Below are 20,737 nucleotides of genomic sequence, written 5' to 3'. Positions count from 1 at the left end.
AGATGCGACTTATATTTTTAGGCTATTGGTCGCTTCAGGACCCGCTAACTACCGCTACGGTGTTGCCACACCTACGCTTGCTCCAGGAAAATGCTGACGTTGAAGCTATCTTATTAATAACAATTGAGCGGGGCACAACGTCTCAGCTTCCTCCGGCACTGGTATTACCCTTCGCAGCTACCAAAATAACGTTCGCCCCGCTGTTGTCGCGGGTTGGAATGCCGGTTTTATTAAATAAGATAGATGATTTTCGGCGATTTCCTCGGGAGTTGATACAGCAGGTAGCGGAGTTTAAGCCTGATTTTATCCTGGCGCGGGGTGCCCCGGCGGGGGCACTGGCCTACTTAGTATGGCAAAAAACCAATCTGCCATTTTACGTCGAGTCGTTCGAGCCACACTCCGAGTATATGCGTCAGGCAGGCGTGTGGCGGCGCTATGACCCCCGCTATCTGTTCCAGCGATACTGGGAAAGGCAGCAAAAGCGCTACGCGCAGGGGCTGATGCCAGTGGCTGAAAACTACCGGCGGCAGCTGCTGGCCGAAGGTTTACCAGCCGGGCAGGTAGTGACGGTGCCGTGCTCGGTGGATGCGGAAGCATTTTCGTTCGATGTGGAGGCGCGCATGCGGCTACGCCAGCAGTTGGGCATTAGACCGGCGGCGGTGGTAGGGGTGTACGTGGGCAAGTTTGGGGGCATCTACTACGATGCGGAGGCCTTCGGGCTATTTCGCCAAGTGGCTGACTACTTCGGCCCCGACTTCTACCTGCTTATCCTGACGCCTCAGCCTGCTGAAGAGCTACAGCAAAAATTGTTCGCCGCAGGGGTAGATAGCAGTCGGGTATCCATCGTCTTTGCACCCTTTAGTCAGGTTCCCAATTATCTCTCTGCGGCTGATTTTGGATTTGGCCTGCACCGGCCTACCCCCTACGTTTCACCCATTAAGGTAGGGGAGTACTGGGCCAACGGATTACCAGTATTGCTAACAGAAGGGGTAGGCGACGATTCCGGTATTATTCAGCAGGAAGGTGCCGGAGCAGTACTCAACTTAAGTCACCCAGGGAGTGTTGCAAAGGCGCTTTGCCAATTGCATTCTATTTTGAACGACGCAGCCCATCGCTTGCGTATTCGACAGTTAGCTATCCATTATCGTTCAAGTAACTATGCTAGTAGAGCATACAAACGATTATTTGCAGCATATGTAGTCACGCAAGTTTTCATATTTTGATAAAATAGTTGCGGGTTAGGACGATTGCATCAAACGTGCATTTAGTGTTTTTGATGGTCGAATTAAGAAACGTAGGCTTCGCTTCAAGCTATTGAAAAAATTTTTAAATTCAGTTGTTTTATTATAATTATCTCTCATTACTTCGATGTAAAATAATTTAATGTATTACTAATAATTATTTTAATTTCCGATAAAAGGCGAACTACGTATTTAGTACAATCTCTTTAGTTGCGTGCCAAGCGTTTTTCGCCATAAAGTCTATGCGAATATTATTTTTGGGGTACTGGGGCATACAGGATGGGTTAACAACTAGTACTATTCTTCCACATTTGCGCTTGCTGCAGGAGCGGCCCGACGTAACGGCTATTTGCCTCGTCACCATCGAGCGCGGCTCACGGGCGCAGGACGATTTGGTATTTGCGCCCGGTTTTGAGGCCAGCAAAATATCGTTTGAGCCCCTACGCTCACGGCCCGGCCGCAACGTCATTCTCAATAAAATAGAGGATTTTACCCGTTTTCCGGCCGAGTTGGTAAAGCAGGTGGCGGAGTTTAAGCCCGATTTTATCCTGGCGCGGGGCGCGCCGGCGGGGGCACTGGCTTACCTGGTGTGGCAAAAAACCAAGCTGCCCTTTTATGTCGAGTCGTTTGAGCCCCACGCCGACTATATGCTGGAATCGGGGGTATGGCGGCGCTACGACCCTCGCTACTTGTTTCAGCGACACTGGGAGAAACGGCAGAAGCAGTTGGCGCTCGGGCTAATGCCGGTAGCCGAGAATTACCGACATCAGCTTATTCGGGAGGGGGTAGGCGCTGCGCATATTGCCACGGTGCCCTGCTCGGTCGATGCGACGGCCTTTGCTTTTAATGCAGTTGCCCGCCAGCGGGTGCGTCAGTTGCTAGGGTTTGATGACTCAGCGGCAGTAGTTGGCATCTACGTGGGAAAATTTGGTGGTATTTATTATGACCGGGAAGCTTTCGCTGTTTTTCGGGCCGCCGCCGACTACTTTGGGCCCGCTTTCCGCTTGCTCATTCTTACCCCCGACCGGGTGGCCGACGTGCAACAGCGCTTAGCCGAAGCTGGCCTGCCCGTAGCGCACGCGCACATTACGAAAGCTCCGCACCAGGAGGTGCCCGATTATTTGTCGGCCGCCGACTTCGCCTTTGCTACTATCAAGCCCGCTAAGTGTCGGCTGTTCTGTTCCGCTATTAAGATAGGCGAATACTGGGCCAGTGGCCTACCGGTACTGCTACCCCCTGGTATTGGTGATGATTCGGCGATTATACAAGCCGAGGGCGGCGGAGCGGTTTTTGATTTAGACTACCCGGCCACGCTGCCCGATGCTTTGCGGCAGCTGGACCTCATCTGGCGGGCTCCTGACAGCCGGGCACGGGTACGCGAACTGGCCCTGCGACATCGCTCCCTTAACCAAGCTCGTCAAGCTTACGCAACGCTACTACCCCAGGCTAGCGCTTGTACTACGCGACCGATTAGTAGCTAATGGCAAAGATTCTTTTTCTGGCACCTTATCCCCACGGGCAGGCACCCTCGCAGCGCTTTCGGTTTGAGCAATACCTGGATATTCTAACGAAGGAGGGGCATACATACGACCTGAAGCCATTTTTGTCAGCGGCTACCTGGGCTATTCTTTATAAGCCAGGCCATGCGTTGCGGAAGGCGGGGGGTATTGCGTCAGGTTTTGGGCGGCGGTTTGCCTTGCTCTGGCAAGTGCCGGCCTATGATTTTGTTTTTATTCATCGGGAAGCCGCACCACTAGGGCCTCCGGTGCTGGAGTGGCTGCTGGCTAAAGTGCTGGGCAAAAAAATCATTTATGATTTTGACGATGCTATCTGGCTGGCCAACACCTCGGAGGCCAACCGCATTGCGGCGGGCCTGAAGTGGCATCAGAAAGTAGCCAGCATTTGCCGTTGGGCCCACAAAAACAGCTGCGGAAATGGCTACCTGACTGCCTACGCCCGGCAGTTTAACGCGCATTCCCTGGTAAACCCAACTACTATTGATACTGAGCACCTGCATAATCAGGTGCGCGACCAGGCGGCACCGGGCCGATTGGTTATCGGGTGGACGGGAACGCATTCGACGCTCAAGTACCTTGACCAGCTAGTACCTGTGCTAGCGCAACTGGAAGCGGAGGGCCTGGACTTCGAATTTCGGGTAATCTCCAATCAGCTACCCGCCCTACCCCTGCGCTCACTCGTATTCGTGCCTTGGTGCAAAGCTACGGAGATAGCCGACTTACTCGAATTTCACGTGGGGCTGATGCCGCTCGAAGACGACCCGTGGGCGAAGGGCAAGTGCGCTTTTAAAGCCTTGCAGTACATGGCGCTGGGTATTCCAGCCCTGGTGTCACCGGTAGGCATGAACACCGAGGTTGTGCAGAACGATTATAACGGCTATGTCTGCTCTACGCCAGTTGAGTGGGAGGCTCGCCTGCGCCAGCTGCTCACTGACCCTGGTCTGCGGCAAAAGCTAGGGGTAGCGGCGCGCGCAACGGTAGTAGCCCGCTACTCGGTGCAAGCCAATACTACTAACTTCCTGAGTCTGTTCGCTGCCTAAAAGTATCGGTGCTAAGCAATTTGGTGCTTTCGGCGGGTCGATGCCACGCGCCGCCTGCTTTTTTCAGCCGCAATACTTTGCAAAATATATAAGCTACCCAAATAAAAAGGTATTAGGGGAATCTTGTAACGGACCAGCGTGCCAAAGTTGGAGCTGGTAATGCCAACGGATGCTGCAAATATCAGTGAAAAGATGAAGCACATGAGTAGTACCGGGGTCTGGCCAATCAAAGATAGGGTAGTGCCAATACCCGTGCGCCAGAAGATGCGCAGTGTAAAGACCAAGAAAAAAGTTGCTTCAATGGCAGATAGCAGCATTACCGGATTGTGGGCTTCCCATAGGAAAGGTCGGAACAGAGAAGTTGCGATAGCCTGCGGCGCTAGTTTAGCCATACCCCCGAGCGTACCATCCTGTTTACCCAAGTTATAGGCGGAGCCTTCCTGCTTTTGGCTGACCTCATAGAGATAGTCAGCCGTAATCTTACTGCGCTCACCAATCTTATCAATATCATATTTTTCGTCGCCCTTCGTTAAGTTAGTGGCAGCATATATAGCCACAACACCCCCAAGCGCAAAGAAAATGGGTTTAACCAGCATCCGAACCGTAGCGTTTTTGATGCGAGCATTATTTTCATTGAATACCCACAATAAAGCGGCTGGTAGAAAACATAATAATATGTAGACCTTTATATTAAATAAAATATAAGCAGCTAATAAAGTGATGGATAAGCTTTTAACAACGGCTTGTTTTTGAATAGTACCGCGATAAAACCCGTAGAATAGCCAGCCCAGAGCACCCATACAGAGAGAGTCTTTGAGCAGACCTGAACCCCAAAAGAATAAAGAGGGTACGTAGAACATCGTCCAGGCTAGCTCTTTATATACTTGCGGCCGAATCTTGGCCATCGTGATATAAAGGGCCCACATGCCGCTAAAACTAATAACGGCGAAGAACAGCGCGATAGCAGTATAGTTAGTGAAACAGAGTATTCCAATGACTGCCGCGATTCGCGCTAACAGATACTCCGTGGAATTGGCTTGATGCCAAAACATACCCGCAGTATAGGGCCAAAGCGCTGGGTCTTTGCTACCCCCATTATCCAGGATAAGCTTTACCCAGGTTGGGAAGGATTGAAAAAACGCAGCATTGATAAGCTTAACATGACGAAAGTAATTGAAGGTATCCCCCCCGCTGTAATAAAATTGATAAATAAGACCTAGGCCTATTGCCCCCACAAATTTTAAGGTCAAGGCGGGAATAAAGAATTGCTTCGTGTATTTATTGGTGACAGCCGGGCGCACCGCAAAAGCCAGGGAATAGAAGAGCAGCAGGTAAAGCGGCCCTAAGAATAAGTCTGATAGCTCCATTAGATAGGTCTAGTAGCAGGTCAGGAATTCTTTTTCAGCCACGCCTTGGCATCTTTGTACTGGTCCGACTTGTGGTCGGCTTTGTCGGCTACTACCTCATAGTAGCGGCGGGCGGCCGCCAAGTCACGGTCGCGCTCGGCCATGCGGGCCAGGTTGGCATTGGAGAAAAGGTAGAAGCCGCCGTCGGTTTCCCCGTTGCTTTCGGCGAAAACGATGCAGCGCTTATAGTAGTCCTGGGCCTTGGGTAAGTCGCGGTATTTGTACTGCATGAGGTAGCCCATGAAATACATGGCGTAGCGGCCGCTGGTAGCCTCGTAGCCCGGCATGCCGGCGTTGATTTTATCGATGATGTCGCGGCTGACGCGCTCACACTCGGCGAAGTCGGCCTGGTCGAAGCACAGCAGAGCGTAGAAGCGGGCAAAGTAGCCATTGTCGGGATATTTGAGGGCCAGGCCGCGGGCAATGGGCATGGCGGCGGCTGTTTGGTGCTCATCGTTGTGCAGCAGCTTCATCAAGAACACCTTGGCCTCGACTCCGGTGTAGAAAGCGTTGTTAGCTACGGTACGCAGCTGGCTAAGACCCAGCTGTTTGTTACCTTTCGGGAAGAAAAGTAATACCGGCTTGAGTAGAGGGTAGTTCTCGGGAATCCAGACGGCATAGTAATTAAACAGTGCCTCACCGAACAGAAATTCGGGACTCAGGCCGTTGGCTTCACTGCTCTTCTGCAAATAATTGAGGGCCCGCTTGCTGCTGAAGGTCGCCTTGCGCCAGTTGTGACGCTCGGCGTTGAGCCGGGCATCGAAGCCATTGGCAGCCGAGAGGAAGAAATAGCCTTCGTAGTTGTGCGGGTCGGCCTTCACCAGCCGCTCGGCGTAGGTGTTGGCCGTGTCCATGTAAGCGAAGAAAATCTTGTCGTACTGCTTGGTGTCGAAGTTGGTGGGCATTATCTTCCACCAAGTGCTCAGGCCCAGCAGAAAATAGGGCATGGGATGGTTTGGATAGCGCCGGCGCAGCGAACGAAACTGCTTCTCGGCCTTGTCGTACTTGAAATTGTACAGATTCTGCACCGCGCCGTCCAGCTCCAGTTGAATGTCTTTATCCAGGAGCAGCCAGCCCTTGGTGTCGGCGGCGGTGGGTAGGACGTTTACCGTATCGACCGCGATGGTGCGCATCGCCGGCACTTGGCCCACGCGCAGGCGGGTAGTATCGGCGGTCTGTTGCGCTTTTCCAACCAGCGCGAAGCTCAGCAGACCAACGAGTGACAGCAAGCGTAAAAGGCGAACGGGAGCGGACATGCGGGCAAAAGATGCTAAATAACCAAGCGCTTGCTGGCGGGGGATGGGCAATGAACTGGCGAAAGTACGGCGGTAGTCTTAGCTTTATCCAAACTACTTCCTGCCCTGACCCGATGCAGCTTCTCCAAACTCTCTGCCAAATTGCGGCACCCTCGGGCAACGAGGTCGCGCTGACCCACTTCCTGCTCGATTATGTGCGCACGCACGGCCCCGGCTGGCGCCAGCCGCCCCTGGTGGTGCACGATGAGCATCGGTTTCAGGATTGCCTGCTGCTGGTGTTTGGGCAGCCGCGCACCGCCGTGTTTGCCCACCTCGACAGCATCGGCTTCACGGTGCGCTACGGGCGCGGGCTGGTGCCCATTGGCGGGCCCGAGTGCGTGGCGGGCTATCGGCTGGTCGGACGCGATTCGCAAGGCGAGATAAGCTGTACGCTGACGGTGGAAGAAAATAAAGAGGACGAAGACGAAACGGAGGTGCTCGGCTATGAGTTCAGCCGCGACATTGAGCCGGGCACCAGCCTCACCTTCGCCTGCGACTTTCGCGAGACGGCCACGACCGTGCAAAGCTGCTACCTCGACAACCGCCTCGGAGTGTGGGCGGCCCTGCGCCTGGCCGAAACCCTGGAGCACGGCATCATCGCGTTTTCGTGCTGGGAGGAGCACGGCGGCGGCTCCGTGCCCTACCTGGCCCGCTTCATTTATGAGACGTACGGCGTGCGGCAGGCGCTCATCTGCGATATCACCTGGGTCACGGAGGGCGTGAAGGGGGGTAGGGGCTGCGTTATTTCGCTACGCGACTCGCTCATTCCGCGCCGCGCCTACGTCGAGCGCATCCGGGCCATCGCGCGGGCGGCGGGCATCGCGCATCAGGTTGAAGTGGAGGGGGTAGGGGGCTCCGACGCTAAAGACTTGCAGCGCAGCGACATACCCTGGGACTGGTGTTTCGTGGGCGCTCCCGAGGACGAGGTGCACACGCCTAACGAAATAGTAGCTAAGGCCGACATTATGAGCATGGTAGCGCTGTACGAGGTTTTGATGCGCGAATTATAGTCCCAGTCGCCTACATTTGCCCATCTAGGCTCATTTTCATGCGCTTAGGCATCTTTTTCCCACCCAACCCTATTTGCTTATGCCTCTTATCCTCTACGCGGTGCCCGCGTTGGGCATTTTTGCCTTATTCTACACCTGGCTGCGCTCGGGCTGGGTAGCCCGCCAGGATGCCGGCGACGAAAAGATGACCACCATTGCCGGCTACATTGCCGACGGGGCTATCGCCTTTCTGCGGGCCGAGTACCGGGTGCTGGCCTTGTTTGCCCTCATCGCCTCCATCTTCCTGGGCTACCTAGGCTTCACGGGCGAAAGGTCCAGCCCAGTCATTGTCATTGCCTTTTTGATTGGAGCCGTGTTTTCGGCCACGGCCGGCTATATCGGGATGAAAATCGCGACCAAAGCCAACGTGCGCACCGCCCAGGCGGCCCGCACCTCGCTGACCCAGGCATTGAAAGTATCGTTCTCGGGCGGTTCGGTGATGGGCATGGGGGTAGCGGGTCTGGCTGTGCTAGGGATGGGTTCGCTGTTCATCATCTTCTATAAAATATTCGTACCGAGCGGCTTAGCCACGGGCCCGGAGATGGAGAAAGCCCTCGAAGTGCTCACCGGCTTCTCGCTCGGGGCCGAGAGCATCGCGCTGTTTGCGAGGGTAGGGGGCGGCATTTATACCAAAGCCGCCGACGTGGGGGCCGACCTCGTGGGCAAGGTAGAGGCCGGCATTCCGGAGGATGACTCGCGCAACCCCGCCACCATCGCCGACAACGTGGGCGACAACGTGGGCGACGTGGCCGGCATGGGTGCCGACCTGTTTGGCTCGTACGTGGCCACTATCCTGGCCACGATGGTGCTGGGCCGCGAAGTGCGCCTGGGTAATATGGACCAGTTTGGCGGCCTGTCGCCCATTCTGCTGCCGATGGCCATTGCCGGGCTGGGCATCGTGGCCTCGCTGGTGGGCATTCTGGCCGTGCGGGTGAAGGAGGGGGGTAGCGTGCAGGGCGCGCTCAACCTGGGCAATAACGTGTCCATCGTCGTGTCGGGTGTTTTCTCTTACTTGTTGATTAAGTGGATGCTACCCCCCGGCGACATCACGTTGCGCGGCTACACCTTCGACGCCAACCACGTGTTTTACGCCGTTGTAGTAGGGCTCATCGTGGGCTTTTTGATGAGCACCATCACCGAGTATTACACCGCGATGGGCAAACGGCCGGTCAATAGCATCGTGCAGCAGAGCAGCACCGGCCACGCCACCACCGTTATCGGCGGCCTGGCCGTGGGCATGGAAAGCACCGTGGCGCCCATTTTGGTGCTGGCGGCCGGTATCGTGCTCAGCTTCAAGGCGGCGGGCCTCTACGGCGTAGCCATCGCGGCGGCGGGCATGATGGCCACCACGGCCATGCAGCTGGCCATCGACGCCTTCGGCCCCATTGCTGACAACGCCGGCGGCATCGCCGAAATGAGCGAGCTGCCCAAGGAAGTGCGCGAGCGCACCGATATCCTGGATGCCGTGGGCAACACCACGGCCGCCACCGGCAAAGGCTTCGCCATTGCCTCGGCGGCGCTCACCTCGCTGGCCTTGTTCGCGGCCTTCATGGGCACGGCTCACATCGATACCATTGATATCTCGAACGCTAACGTGCTAGCCGGCTTGTTTGTAGGGGCCATGATTCCGTTCATCTTCTCGGCCCTGGCTATCAAGGCGGTGGGGCAGGCGGCGATGGCGATGGTGCAGGAAGTGCGCCGGCAGTTCCGTGAAATTCCGGGTATTATGGAAGGCACCGGGCGGCCCGAATACGAGAAGTGCGTGGCCATCAGCACGGAAGCGGCCATCCGCAAGATGGTAGCGCCGGGGGCCATTGCTCTGCTCACGCCCATTATTATCGGCTTCGCTTTCGGCCCCGAAGTGCTGGGCGGCACGCTGGCGGGCGTCACGGTGAGCGGCGTGCTCATGGCCATGTTCCAGAGCAACGCTGGTGGTGCCTGGGACAATGCCAAAAAGTCGTTTGAAAAAGGCGTGCTGGTCGATGGCATCATGCAGTTCAAGGGCTCCGAGGCCCACAAAGCCAGCGTGACCGGCGACACCGTGGGTGACCCATTCAAGGACACCAGCGGCCCGAGTATGAACATTCTTATCAAGCTCATGAGCATCGTCTCGCTGGTAATTGCCCCGCACATTGCCCGCGTGGGCGGTGAGCGCGGCATGGCCCCGGCCCCGCAACACGAGAATGTGCAGCTGAGCCAGCCCCACGTGCGCTTCGCGCAAAATATTGTCCCCGCCGCCGAAGTCATTCTACAAATCACCTTGCGGGAGTTACGCTAACTGTCTGAACCACGGATTCATCCGGATTTTTCGGATTGGTCGGATTTTGTGGACGATTAGAGACTTTTTACATTTTAGGAACAACTAAAAAAGGCCGCTGACGAGCGGTCTTTTTGCTTGAAAATAACCTGCTCGGTACGATAATCGCCCACAAAATCCGACCAATCCGAAAAATCCGGATGAATCCGTGGTTCGAACTTTACCTTTGCAGCCCGAAACAGCTACCCTGGCTGTTCTTCCTCGCATGGGTCAACCCCTTATCACCCTTCACGACAAGGCTTTCCGGCCTTACCTCTCGGCCGCTGAAATCGCCGAAGCCATCGACAAGGTCGCCCTGCGCCTCAATGCTGACTACGCGGGCCGGCAGCCGCTCTTCGTGGTGGTGCTCACCGGCGGCTTCATGTTTGCCACCGACCTGCTCAAGCGCTTCACCGGCAACTGCGAGATTGTGTTCATCCGCGTGGCCTCGTACGACGGCACGGGCAGCACCGGGCAGGTGCAGGAAATAATGGGGCTGCGCGAAGATGTAAAGGGCCGCGATATTATTCTGGTCGAAGATATCGTGGACACCGGCACCACGCTCAACCACCTGCTACCCACGCTGCAAGCTAACAAGCCGGCTTCCATCGAGATAGCTGCCATGTTTTTTAAGCCCGCCAGCCTGCGCTACCGGTTGAATTTAAAATACATTGCCTTGGAAATTCCGAATGATTTTGTGGTCGGCTACGGCCTCGATTACGATGGGCTGGGTCGTAACTTGCCCGATGTGTACGTGGCTGTTTAGCCCCGTTTTCCGTAGGCCTCCTACCCCCTCCCGCCTTGGCGTTCGCGCCCAATCCCCGTTTTTGTATGCATAACATCGTCCTCTTCGGCCCGCCCGGCGCGGGCAAAGGCACCCAAAGCCAGAAGCTCATTGCCAAGTATCACCTCGTGCACCTGAGCACCGGCGACCTGCTGCGCGCCCAAATTGCCGAGGGCACCGCCCTGGGCCTGCAAGCCAAAAAGCTGATGGACGAAGGCTTGCTCGTGCCCGATGCCGTGGTTATTGGCATGATTGGCAACGCGTTGGAGAAAAATAAGCAAGCGGTGGGCTTCATCTTCGACGGCTTTCCGCGCACCGTGGCCCAGGCCGAAAGCCTCGACCACCTGCTGGCCGAGCACAACACGAGCGTAGCCTGCATGGTGGCCCTCGAAGTAGGCGAGCAGGAGCTGGTGAAGCGCCTGCTGGAGCGCGGCAAAACCAGCGGCCGCCCCGATGACCAGGACGAGGCCAAAATCCGCCGCCGCGTGCAGGTCTATAATACCGAAACGGCGCAGGTAGCTGGCCACTACGCCAATCAACAAAAGTTTCACCCGCTCAACGGCATTGGCGAGATTGAAAGCATCTTCGCTCAAATCAGCGACATTATCAACAAGCACCAACCCGCTGAAAAGGCGGCTTCGGCCGCCGCTACGCGCGAGGTAAAGGCTTAATTAAAGCCGCCTTGCCGTAAGCGTCCAAACAGAACGTCATGCTGAGCCCCGCGAAGCATCTCGCTCGAATCGTTGAGTTATTAACTCCAACGGCGCGAGCAAGATGCCTCGCGGGGCTCAGCATGACGTTCTCTTTCCTTCATCTTCTATACCTTTTTACTTACCCCTTCCGTGGCTAATAATAATTTCATCGACTACGTAAAAATTAACTGCCGCTCGGGCAAGGGCGGCGCGGGCTCGCACCACTTCTTCCGGGCCAAGGGCCTGCCCAACGGCGGCCCCGACGGCGGCGACGGGGGTAGGGGCGGCCACATTATCTTGGAAGGCAGCACGCAACTCTGGACGCTGCTGCACCTGCAATACCGCAAGCACCTTTTTGCCCAGGATGGAGAGGGCGGCGGCGGCAACCTGCGCTCCGGCGCACAGGGCGAAGATATCGTCATCCAAGTACCGCTCGGCACGGTGGCCCGCGACGCCGAAACCGGCGAGATAAAGCTCGAAATCACTCAGGAGGGCGAGCGCCGCATCCTTACCCCCGGCGGGCGCGGCGGCCTTGGCAACGACCACTTCAAAACCTCCACTAACCAAGCGCCGCAGTACGCCCAGCCCGGCGAGCCTGCCGTGGAGGAGCAGGTGATTCTGGAGCTGAAGCTGCTGGCCGACGTAGGCCTCGTGGGCTTCCCCAACGCCGGCAAAAGTACCTTGCTATCAGTGGTTTCGGCGGCCAAGCCCAAGATTGCGGATTACGCTTTTACTACGCTGGTGCCCAACCTGGGCGTGGTGGCCTACCGCGATTTCCGGTCGTTTGTGATGGCTGATATTCCCGGCATCATCGAGGGCGCGGCCGAGGGTAAGGGCCTGGGTACGCGCTTCCTGCGCCACATCGAGCGCAACTCCATGCTGCTCTTTATGGTGAGTTGCGACAGCAAAGACATCGCCGCCGAATACAAGGTGCTGCTCAACGAACTGGAGCAGCACAACCCCGACCTGCTGGACAAAAAGCGCCTGCTGGCCATCACCAAATCCGATATGCTCGATGAGGAGTTGGAAGCCGACCTGCTCGCTTCCCTACCCCCCGATATGCCGCCCACGGTGTTTATCTCCAGCCTGACCAACAAAAATATCCAGCCGCTGAAGGATATGATTTGGGGCGCTCTACACGAGTAGATTAGTTCTGCGTTACGGATGGGTTCATAATGATATACTAAACGGCTGCCAAGATGGAACCTGATTTATAACAGAGGAAATTCTTTGTTGTTCTTATTAGGTTAGGACTTATGCAAAAGACAGCTGTCATTGGGAAAGGAGCGCGGCAATGGCTTCAGAGTGACGGATGCTCGACTGGCGTGAGTATCGTTTTAGTGCGATTGCTTCGCGCTGCTCGCAATGACAGCCGTCTTTTGCGTAAGCCCTGTTAAGTGCCAAACTGGCAGCCTCGCTGTCTTTGGCAAACTCCTTGCGCCCGAAGCAGTACCCCTATGGGAACTCCTTTCACTAGCCGATTGCGCCATTTTTTCCAGAAAATGACCGACGATAATCATATGAATCCTGACGACCAGCCACTAACCGATAGCACCGCCGAGCACACTGCCGGCGAGCAAGACCTTGCCACCGACGCTACTACCCCCGACGCTGGTGCCAGCGAGGGCACTACCCGCGCCGAAGCTGACCTGGCCGAGCTGAAAGACAAATACTTGCGCCTGGCCGCCGAGTTTGAGAACTACAAGCGCCGCACCGCCAAGGAGCGCACCGACCTTTTCAAAACCGCTAACCAGGAGTTGATGGTGGCCTTGCTGCCCGTGCTCGATGACTTTGACCGCGCCCGGCAGCATACGCACGGCACCCAGGACCCGGCCGCGCTGCAAAACGCGCTCGATATCACCTACACTAAGCTTAATAAAACCTTGCAGCAGAAGGGCTTGGTGCCGATGGATACCAAAGGCGGCGACTTCGATGCCGAGTTGCACGAGGCCATCACGCAGATTCCGGCGCCCAGCGACGATTTGCGCGGCAAGATTGTTGATGAGATTGAAAAAGGCTACTACTTAGGCGATAAGGTTATCCGGCACGCCAAGGTGGTACTGGGACAATAAGTAATAAGAAGTAACAAAAAGTCAAGAACGTCATGCTGAGCTTGTCGAAGCATCTCGCTTGGGTCGCTCGGGGTAGTAATCCCAACGACCCAAGTGAGATGCTTCGACAAGCTCAGCATGACGTTCAATTATGATAAAATATTTGCAGCAATGGCAACCGTAAAGCGCGATTATTACGAAGTATTAGGGATAGCAAAAAATGCGGAAGGTGACGTTATCAAGTCGGCCTACCGCAAAATGGCTATCAAGTATCATCCTGATAAAAATCCCGACGACCCCACGGCCGAGGACAAGTTTAAGGAAGCCGCGGAGGCCTACGAGATACTGAGCGACGGCGACAAGCGGGCGCGCTACGACCGGTTTGGCCACCAGGGCGGCGGCGGCAGCGGCCACGCGCAGAACATGGAGGATATTTTCTCGCAGTTCGGCGATATTTTTGGTGGCGGCGGCGGGGGCTTCGAAGGCTTCTTCGGCGGCGGGCGCGGCCAGGGCGGCCGGCGCGTGAAGAAAGGCTCCAACCTGCGCATCAAGCTGAAGCTTGATTTGGAGGAAGTCGCCAACGGCGTCGAGAAAAAAATCAAGGTGAAGCGCTACGTGGCCTGCCAGCCGTGCAGCGGCACCGGTGCCAAAAACGGCACCGAGCTCAAAACCTGCGCCACCTGCCAGGGCACCGGCCAGACTAAGCGCGTGGTGAACACGATGCTCGGTCAGATGGTGAGCGCCAGCACGTGCCCTACCTGCCACGGCGAAGGCAAAACAATAAGCACAGCCTGCGACGTGTGTAAGGGCGAAGGCCGCCAGCTGCATGAGGAAGTCATTCCCATCAACATTCCAGCCGGCGTCGCCAACGATATGCAGCTGAGCATGAGCGGGAAAGGTAATTTTCCCGAGCGCGGCGGCGTGCCTGGCGATTTGCTCATCCAGATTGAGGAAGAGCCGCACGAATTTCTCAAGCGCGATGGCAACAACATCATGTTTGAGCAGTATATCTCCTTTATGGATGCGGCGCTGGGCGCGAACCTGGAGGTGCCTACCATTGAGGGCAAGGTCAAAATAAAGGTGGACCCCGGCACTCAGCCGGGCAAAATCCTGCGCTTGCGCGGCAAGGGTATTAAGGACCTGAACGGCTACGGCCGCGGCGACCAGCTCATTCATCTGAATGTGTGGACGCCCAAGAACGTGAGCAGTCAGGAGCGCGAAATCCTGGAAAAGCTGCGCGAGTCGGACAACTTCACGCCGCATCCCGGCAAGAATGAGAAAGGCTTTTTTGAGAAGGTAAAGGAGTACTTCCAATAAATTATCTGAACCACGGATTCGACGGATTTTTTGGATTAATCGGATTTTGTGGACGTAGAAACAGAAAAGGCCACCCCAGCGGGTGGCCTTTTCTGTTTTAGCAAGTCGGGCTGGCGACCGCTGAAGCAGCCCTGGTAATACTTATCGTCCACGAAATCCGACTAATCCAAAAAATCCGTCGAATCCGTGGTTTAGACAAGTAATGCGCGAGTGACTCCGGCGATATACCTTCCCGAAACACCTTTACTCGCATGAGCGCCGCCCCTTCTGCTGATTTTCTGGCTACCCTGCATGACTACCAGCCACTGGTGCGGCGCGTGTGCCGGCTCTACTGCCAGGACGCCGACGACCGGCAGGACTTGTTCCAGGAAATCGTGCTGCAACTGTGGCGGGCCTGGCCGCGCTACGTGCCCCAGCCCGATGCCAAGCTCAGCACCTGGCTCTACCGCATTGCCCTAAACGTGGCCATCTCCAACCTGCGCCAGCGCACGCGTCGGCCGGCTTCGGTCAGCGTGGAGGACGAAGCCTGGCACCTGGCCCAGCCCGTTGAAAGCAACCTCTACGAGCCCGAAGAAACGGCCGCGCTCTACCGCGCCATCGACCGGCTTTCGGACGTGGACAAAGCTTTCGTGCTCCTGTATCTGGAAGACCGGCCGTATGACGAGATGGCCGATATCCTGGGTATTACCCAGAACAACGTGCGCGTGAAGATGCACCGGGTGCAGGAAAAGCTGCGCCGCCAACTGGTTCGTGCTTAAATTTTTAGAACTGATTAATTATGGAACTTGATGACCTGCGCCGCCAGTGGCAGCAGCCCGAGCCGGCAGCTTCGGCAAAGTTTACGCCTGCTCAGTTAGGTGCCTTGCTGACCCGCCAACGGGGAGGGGTAGTAGAAAAAATGCGCCGTAGCGCACACTGGGAAATGGCCCTGATGGTAGTAGTAGCCGCATTCACAATCGGGTTTTTACCTTATGTGCCAGAACTTGGTTTACTTCCTTACTTAACGTTGCTCCTTGCTCTAGGGCTGTTGTACTATTACTATCGGGTTCTGGATGTATTGCGTCAAATGACCGAAACGACTGGCAACGTGCGCAGTCACCTGGGACTACTTTGCGCTGGACTTCGGCAGCTATTGCGCTTCAATTACCGCCTGACGTTGGGTATGGTGCCGATTACTATGTTGACAGTGCTCGGCCTACCACTCGGTCGGGAACTGGTTCGTATCGGCCAAGAACTAGCGCACAACGAACAGTTGCAATGGGGCCGGCTGCTACTACTCGTAGTCATAGTGCTCGCAGCTGGTGGGCTAATGCAAGTGCTGGTAGTGCCAGTAACCCGTTGGAACCTTCAGCGCCTCTACGGCCAGCACCTCGACCGGCTTGAAGGGCAATTGCACGAGTTGGATGACAACGAGCCTCTGACCAACGCCAGCTCAGGGCCCGATTTTACCGGTTAGGGGCCGCTTTCAACGGTTTGAGAAACCGGGCTTGCCGTTCGCCACTGATGGCTACTACATTTACATTACCACCCTACCCCCTTCTTTTTATGCGAAGCCCTACCCCCCGGCCCATTCTGGAAGCCCGCGACGTGCATAAGCAGTACGCTGCCCACACTGCCCTCGATGGCGTGAGCCTGGTCGTGCCCGAAGGCAGCATCTTTGGGCTGCTCGGGCCCAACGGCGCGGGCAAAACTTCGCTCATTCGCATCATTACCCAGATAACAGGGGCCGACTCGGGCGAAATTCTGTTTCGCGGGGAGCGGCTGAACCCGAGCCACATTGGCCAGATTGGCTACCTGCCCGAGGAGCGGGGGTTGTATAAAAAGATGAAAGTGGGCAAACAGCTGCTGTACCTGGCCCAGCTGCGCGGCCTATCCCGCACCGATGCCGTGCAGCGCATCAAAAGCTGGCTCGACCGCTTTGACCTCAAGGCCTGGGCCGAAAAAAACGTGGAAGACCTCAGCAAGGGCATGCAGCAGAAGGTGCAATTTATTGCTACCGTGTTGCACGAGCCCAGCCTGATTATCCTCGATGAGCCGTTTTCGGGCTTCGACCCCATAAATGCCAACCTGATTAAGGACGAGATTCTGCGGCTGCGCGACGAGGGCGCGACCATTATCTTTTCAACCCACCGCATGGAATCGGTGGAGGAGATGTGCGACAGCATCGCCCTCATCAATCGCTCGCGCAAGGTGCTCGACGGGCCGGTGAGCGTCATCCGCAACCAGTTCAAAACCAATACTTACGAGGTCGAAGGGCAAGGGCAGCTCATCGTAGCCCACCCCGATTTTGAGGTGGTGGAGCAGCGGGAGCGCGAAAACAGCCATTTTTACGCCCGCATTCAGCTGCACGCCGGCACTACCCCCAACGACCTGCTGCGCTTCCTGCTGGGGCAGGTGCAAATACAAGCTTTCCGCGAGCAGATTCCGAGCATCAACGAGATTTTTATCCGGCGCGTGCGCGAAACTATGCCCGAGACCCTGAACGAAACCGCCAACGCTTTACTCTAAACCTATGGCCTCCAAATTCTTACTCGTTGCCCAGCGCGAATACCTGACCCGCGTAACTAAGCGGGCGTTTGTGGTGCTTACGCTGCTCGTGCCGCTGCTCTTTGCCGGCTTCGGGCTGTTCGTTGCCAAAATTGCGCAGTCGGATGAGACGACTGACATCATTGATGTGCGCGACGACAGCGGCCTGAACATCGCCAGCCATTTGGTATCGACGCCGCAGCTGCAATTCCTGCCCGTAGAAAGCTCGCTGACTACGGCGAAGCAGAATTTTCAGAAGGAAAAACACGCTGGCCTGCTCTACCTACCCGCCGGCCTGAGCCAGAACGACCCCCAGGGCGTGCAGTTTTTTGGCAAAGGCAACATCAGCCTCAACAAGGAAAGCCGGGTGCAAACGGCCCTCACCAATGCCTTTGCCGAGCTGAAAATGCAGAAGTCGGGCTTAACCCAGACCCAGCTTGACCAGCTGCGGGCCAAGGTGCCGCTCAACTCGGTAAGCGTGGATGAGGCGGGTAAGGAAAAGGACAGCAACTCGGGCGTAACCACCAGCATCGCCTCGGCGCTGGCCGTGCTCATCTATTTTTTCATCTTCCTCTATGGCGTGCAGGTAATGCGGGGGGTAGGGGAGGAGAAGTCGAGCCGCGTGATGGAAGTAATGCTGTCGGCGGTGAAGCCATTTGACCTGATGATGGGCAAAATCGTGGGCATCGCGGGGGTCGGCCTCACGCAGTTTTTGCTGTGGGGCTTGCTCTCGTGGGGCGCTACCGCAGTGGTAGTGCCGCTGCTGCTGAGCGACAAAACCACTAAAACGGAGGTAGTTACCACTACCCCGGCTGGCCCAGCCGCCGCGGGGCCGTCGGCCAGCTCGTCGCCACTGGCTGACGGAGCCGCCGCCTCGGCCGAGCAGATGAACCCCGCCAAGCGTGCCGGAGCCGTTGGCGGCCTGGTTGAGATGGTGCACAAGCTCAATATTCCAATCTGGACGATTGTTTTTGGCTTTATCGCCTACTTCCTGGGCGGCTACCTGCTCTACAGCGCGCTGTTTGGGGCCGTGGGCGCGGCCGTGGACGACCAGACCGATACCCAGCAGTTTATGCTTCCCATCACGATGCCACTCATTCTGAGCTACATCGTAGGCTTCACGGTCATTCTGCGCAACCCCGACGGGCCGGTGGCTTTCTGGATGTCGATGATACCTTTTACCTCGCCGGTGGCAATGGTTATTCGGCTGCCATTTGGAGTGCCGGCGTGGCAGCTGGCGCTCTCCATTGGGCTGCTTATCGTGGGCTTCGTGGGCACGGTGTGGGTAGCGGCCCGCATCTACCGGGTAGGGATTTTGATGTATGGCAAGAAGGTGACGTATAGAGAGTTGTCGAAGTGGATGTTTTATAAGGAATAAACAAGGAGCCATGCCTAAGCGTTTGTCATTGCGAACGCAACGAAGCGAAGCGCGGCAATCTTTCCTATTGCGTTGTGGTAGCAACCCCGACGTGCAGGAAGGATTGCCGCGCTTCACTTCGTCGTGTTCGCAATGACAAATGAATATGCTACAAAAACTGATTTTCCTCCTGCTGCTACCCCTGCTGGCCTTCGCGCCGGCCGGCGACCGGCCGGCTTACCGCCTCTTCACCGCCCAGGGCCAGCCCGCCGACTATGACCAGATGCTCAGCCAGTTGGCGCAGGCCGACGTGGTGCTCTTTGGTGAGCAGCACAACGACCCCATCGCGCACTGGCTGGAACTGCAGGTGGCCAAGGATTTAGCTCGGCTGAAAGGCCCCGGCAAGCTGGTGCTGGGCCTGGAGATGTTTGAGCGCGACGTGCAGCCGCTGGTGGCGCAGTACGCCGCCGGCACGCTGCCCGACTCGGCCTTTGAGCGCCAGAGCCGGCCCTGGCCCAACTATGCCACCGACTACCGGCCGCTGCTGCAATGGGCGCGCGCCGCGCAGGTGCCAATCATTGGCACCAACGTGCCGCGCCGCTACGCCCAGCAGGTAGCGCGCGGCTCCCTCGCGGCTCTCGACCAGCTGCCCGCCGAGGAAAAGGCGTACTTCGCGCCCCTACCCCTGCCAGTTGATTACGAGCTGCCGGGCTACAAGAATATGGCCGCCATGTTTGGTGGCGACGCTTCGGCCCACGGCGGCGGCGGGGCGCGCAACATTATTCAGGCACAGGCGCTGAAAGATGCCACGATGGCCGCCTACATCCGGCGCAGCCTCGGCCCCGGCCAAACGCTGCTGCACCTGAATGGCTCGTATCACTCCGACCACCACGATGGCATCGTGGCCTACCTGCGGGCGGGCAAGCCAGCCTTGCGCATCAAAACTATCAGCATGTTAACCCAGAGCCAGTTGCAGCAGCTGAACAAGGAGAATGTTGACTTGGCCGACTATATACTAGTAGTGCCCGACGACATGACCAAAACTTACTGAGTACTCGGGCCAGGGGCGCAGTAGCGCGAACTTTCTAGTTCGCGCTACTGCGCCAGCAAGCATCATCGTCCGCGCCGCGTGGCTATGCCTGCTCGCTGGCGCGCGCGCGCGAACTGGAAAGTTCGCGCTACTAACCATCGCCCCTGAGCGCATCCAGCACGCGGCTCCCGAAGCGCCGGCCCGAACCAGTGGCAATCGCTCAGCGCCGTGTCCAGAGTAGTGGAATTCTGAGCATAATCTGAGGTTAAGGCACAGATTGACTAGGCCTCAACTACGGTGGGCGCGGGCCGTATGCGGGAGCAATTCATCGGCCTTCCTTATGCTTTTTCATCGTTTTTTGTTTGTAATCCGGGCTGTGTGGCAACGCCACCGGCCGCTGCTGCTCGGCTTATTCGCAGGGCTGGTGCTGCCTTGGTTCATTTTCGTGCGGCTGGCCCGCGAGGTGTGGGAGGGCGAGGGCCTGCCCGGCGACCGCGGCATCCTGGAGTTTTTGCACGCCCACGCCAGCCCAGCCCAGGATGTGGTGGCCCTGGCGCTGGCCCGCCTGGGTGGCCCCGTGGGCGGGTCGGTGCTGGCCGGCAGCATTGCGCTGGGGCTGGGGCTGGCGGGGCAGCGGCGGGCGTTCGGGTTTTTCAGCCTGGCCGTGGTGGGTGCCGAGCTGCTGAACCTGGCCGCCAAATACCTGCTGGCGCGCACCCGCCCCAACCTCTGGGTATCGCTCACGCCACTCACTTCCTACAGCTTCCCGAGCGGGCACTCAATGGCGGCAGCCGCGCTGGCCGCGGCTGGTATCGTGCTGCTGTGGGGCACGCGCTGGCGCCGGGTGGCCGTGGTGCTGGGCTGCGCGTGGGCGCTGGGCATGGGTTGGTCGCGTCTGTACCTGGGCGTGCATTACCCCTCCGATGTGCTGGCGGGCTGGGTCGGGTCGGTGGGCTGGGTGTGGGGCCTGCACGTGCTCTATACCCGGCAATTCGGCGAGCTGCGCGCCACCTGGGGCGACATCGGTCCTTACTGGCGGGGCTCGGCGGCGCACGTGCTGGCGCGCGCTTCGGAACCAAAGTAGGGGGGTAGGGCACGAAAAAGCCCGGCAGAACCGGGCTTTACATAGCGTCAAA

The 20,737-nt window shown here is 57.4% G+C and carries 18 protein-coding genes; 16 read left to right on the top strand and 2 right to left on the bottom strand.

Annotation, left to right across the window (positions count from 1 at the left end; all coding sequences use genetic code 11):
* Positions 1-2: 2 nt before the first annotated feature.
* The 3 genes from A0257_08190 to A0257_08180 all read left to right on the top strand — a co-directional run bounded on the left by A0257_08190 (position 3) and on the right by A0257_08180 (position 3,798).
* A complete protein-coding gene (locus tag A0257_08190; GenBank protein AMR27090.1) occupies positions 3-1,223 on the top strand; it encodes a hypothetical protein in 1,221 nt (406 codons plus the stop codon).
* A 329-nt stretch (positions 1,224-1,552) separates the two neighbouring features.
* Positions 1,553-2,722: a hypothetical protein gene (locus A0257_08185; GenBank protein AMR27089.1), complete on the top strand. Its 1,170-nt coding sequence runs from the start codon at positions 1,553-1,555 to the stop codon at positions 2,720-2,722.
* Positions 2,722-3,798 (top strand): group 1 glycosyl transferase, encoded by a 1,077-nt coding sequence (locus A0257_08180; GenBank protein AMR27088.1) that lies wholly within the window; start codon positions 2,722-2,724, stop codon positions 3,796-3,798. Before A0257_08185 ends, A0257_08180 begins: the two co-directional genes overlap by 1 nt.
* Positions 3,799-3,809: 11 nt before the next feature.
* On the opposite strand, the gene A0257_08175 is transcribed toward A0257_08180, so the two are convergent.
* Both A0257_08175 and A0257_08170 read right to left on the bottom strand, forming a co-directional pair.
* Positions 3,810-5,165, bottom strand: a complete 1,356-nt coding sequence (locus A0257_08175) for a hypothetical protein (protein AMR27087.1) — start codon at positions 5,163-5,165, stop codon at positions 3,810-3,812.
* A gap of 20 nt (positions 5,166-5,185) precedes the next feature.
* Entirely contained in the window at positions 5,186-6,460 is a 1,275-nt protein-coding gene (locus A0257_08170) for a tol-pal system protein YbgF (protein AMR27086.1), read from the bottom strand.
* Between the two features lie 113 nt (positions 6,461-6,573).
* Between A0257_08170 and A0257_08165 the strand changes: the two genes are divergently transcribed.
* The 13 genes from A0257_08165 to A0257_08105 all read left to right on the top strand — a co-directional run bounded on the left by A0257_08165 (position 6,574) and on the right by A0257_08105 (position 20,685).
* A complete protein-coding gene (locus A0257_08165) occupies positions 6,574-7,509 on the top strand; it encodes an aminopeptidase (GenBank protein AMR27085.1) in 936 nt (311 codons plus the stop codon).
* Between the two features lie 79 nt (positions 7,510-7,588).
* Positions 7,589-9,826, top strand: a complete 2,238-nt coding sequence (locus A0257_08160; GenBank protein ID AMR27084.1) for a sodium-translocating pyrophosphatase — start codon at positions 7,589-7,591, stop codon at positions 9,824-9,826.
* Between the two features lie 244 nt (positions 9,827-10,070).
* On the top strand, positions 10,071-10,610 hold the full coding sequence (locus A0257_08155) for a hypoxanthine phosphoribosyltransferase (GenBank protein AMR27083.1): 540 nt from the start codon (positions 10,071-10,073) through the stop codon (positions 10,608-10,610).
* 65 nt (positions 10,611-10,675) lie between these two features.
* Positions 10,676-11,299 (top strand): adenylate kinase, encoded by a 624-nt coding sequence (locus A0257_08150; protein ID AMR27082.1) that lies wholly within the window; start codon positions 10,676-10,678, stop codon positions 11,297-11,299.
* Positions 11,300-11,470: 171 nt separating this feature from the next.
* Complete coding sequence (locus tag A0257_08145) at positions 11,471-12,466, top strand: GTPase ObgE (GenBank protein ID AMR27081.1); 996 nt, start codon at positions 11,471-11,473, stop codon at positions 12,464-12,466.
* Between the two features lie 374 nt (positions 12,467-12,840).
* Complete coding sequence (locus A0257_08140) at positions 12,841-13,392, top strand: nucleotide exchange factor GrpE (GenBank protein AMR29675.1); 552 nt, start codon at positions 12,841-12,843, stop codon at positions 13,390-13,392.
* Between the two features lie 150 nt (positions 13,393-13,542).
* Entirely contained in the window at positions 13,543-14,688 is a 1,146-nt protein-coding gene (locus A0257_08135) for a molecular chaperone DnaJ (protein ID AMR29674.1), read from the top strand.
* Positions 14,689-14,939: 251 nt separating this feature from the next.
* Positions 14,940-15,446 carry a hypothetical protein gene (locus tag A0257_08130; GenBank protein ID AMR27080.1) on the top strand — a complete coding sequence of 169 codons (507 nt, stop codon included), beginning with the start codon at positions 14,940-14,942 and terminating at the stop codon, positions 15,444-15,446.
* A gap of 20 nt (positions 15,447-15,466) precedes the next feature.
* Positions 15,467-16,144 carry a hypothetical protein gene (locus A0257_08125; GenBank protein ID AMR27079.1) on the top strand — a complete coding sequence of 226 codons (678 nt, stop codon included), beginning with the start codon at positions 15,467-15,469 and terminating at the stop codon, positions 16,142-16,144.
* Positions 16,145-16,233: 89 nt separating this feature from the next.
* Positions 16,234-17,196, top strand: a complete 963-nt coding sequence (locus tag A0257_08120) for an ABC transporter ATP-binding protein (protein AMR27078.1) — start codon at positions 16,234-16,236, stop codon at positions 17,194-17,196.
* Positions 17,197-17,200: 4 nt separating this feature from the next.
* Complete coding sequence (locus tag A0257_08115; GenBank protein AMR27077.1) at positions 17,201-18,592, top strand: ABC transporter permease; 1,392 nt, start codon at positions 17,201-17,203, stop codon at positions 18,590-18,592.
* Between the two features lie 139 nt (positions 18,593-18,731).
* Positions 18,732-19,622 carry an iron-regulated protein gene (locus tag A0257_08110; protein ID AMR27076.1) on the top strand — a complete coding sequence of 297 codons (891 nt, stop codon included), beginning with the start codon at positions 18,732-18,734 and terminating at the stop codon, positions 19,620-19,622.
* Positions 19,623-19,977: 355 nt separating this feature from the next.
* Positions 19,978-20,685 carry a hypothetical protein gene (locus A0257_08105; GenBank protein AMR27075.1) on the top strand — a complete coding sequence of 236 codons (708 nt, stop codon included), beginning with the start codon at positions 19,978-19,980 and terminating at the stop codon, positions 20,683-20,685.
* Positions 20,686-20,737 lie beyond the last annotated feature (52 nt).

This window comes from Hymenobacter psoromatis (assembly GCA_001596155.1).
GTDB lineage: Bacteria > Bacteroidota > Bacteroidia > Cytophagales > Hymenobacteraceae > Hymenobacter.
Note: the sequence above shows the minus strand (reverse complement) of the source record. Positions and strands in the feature narration are given on the sequence as shown.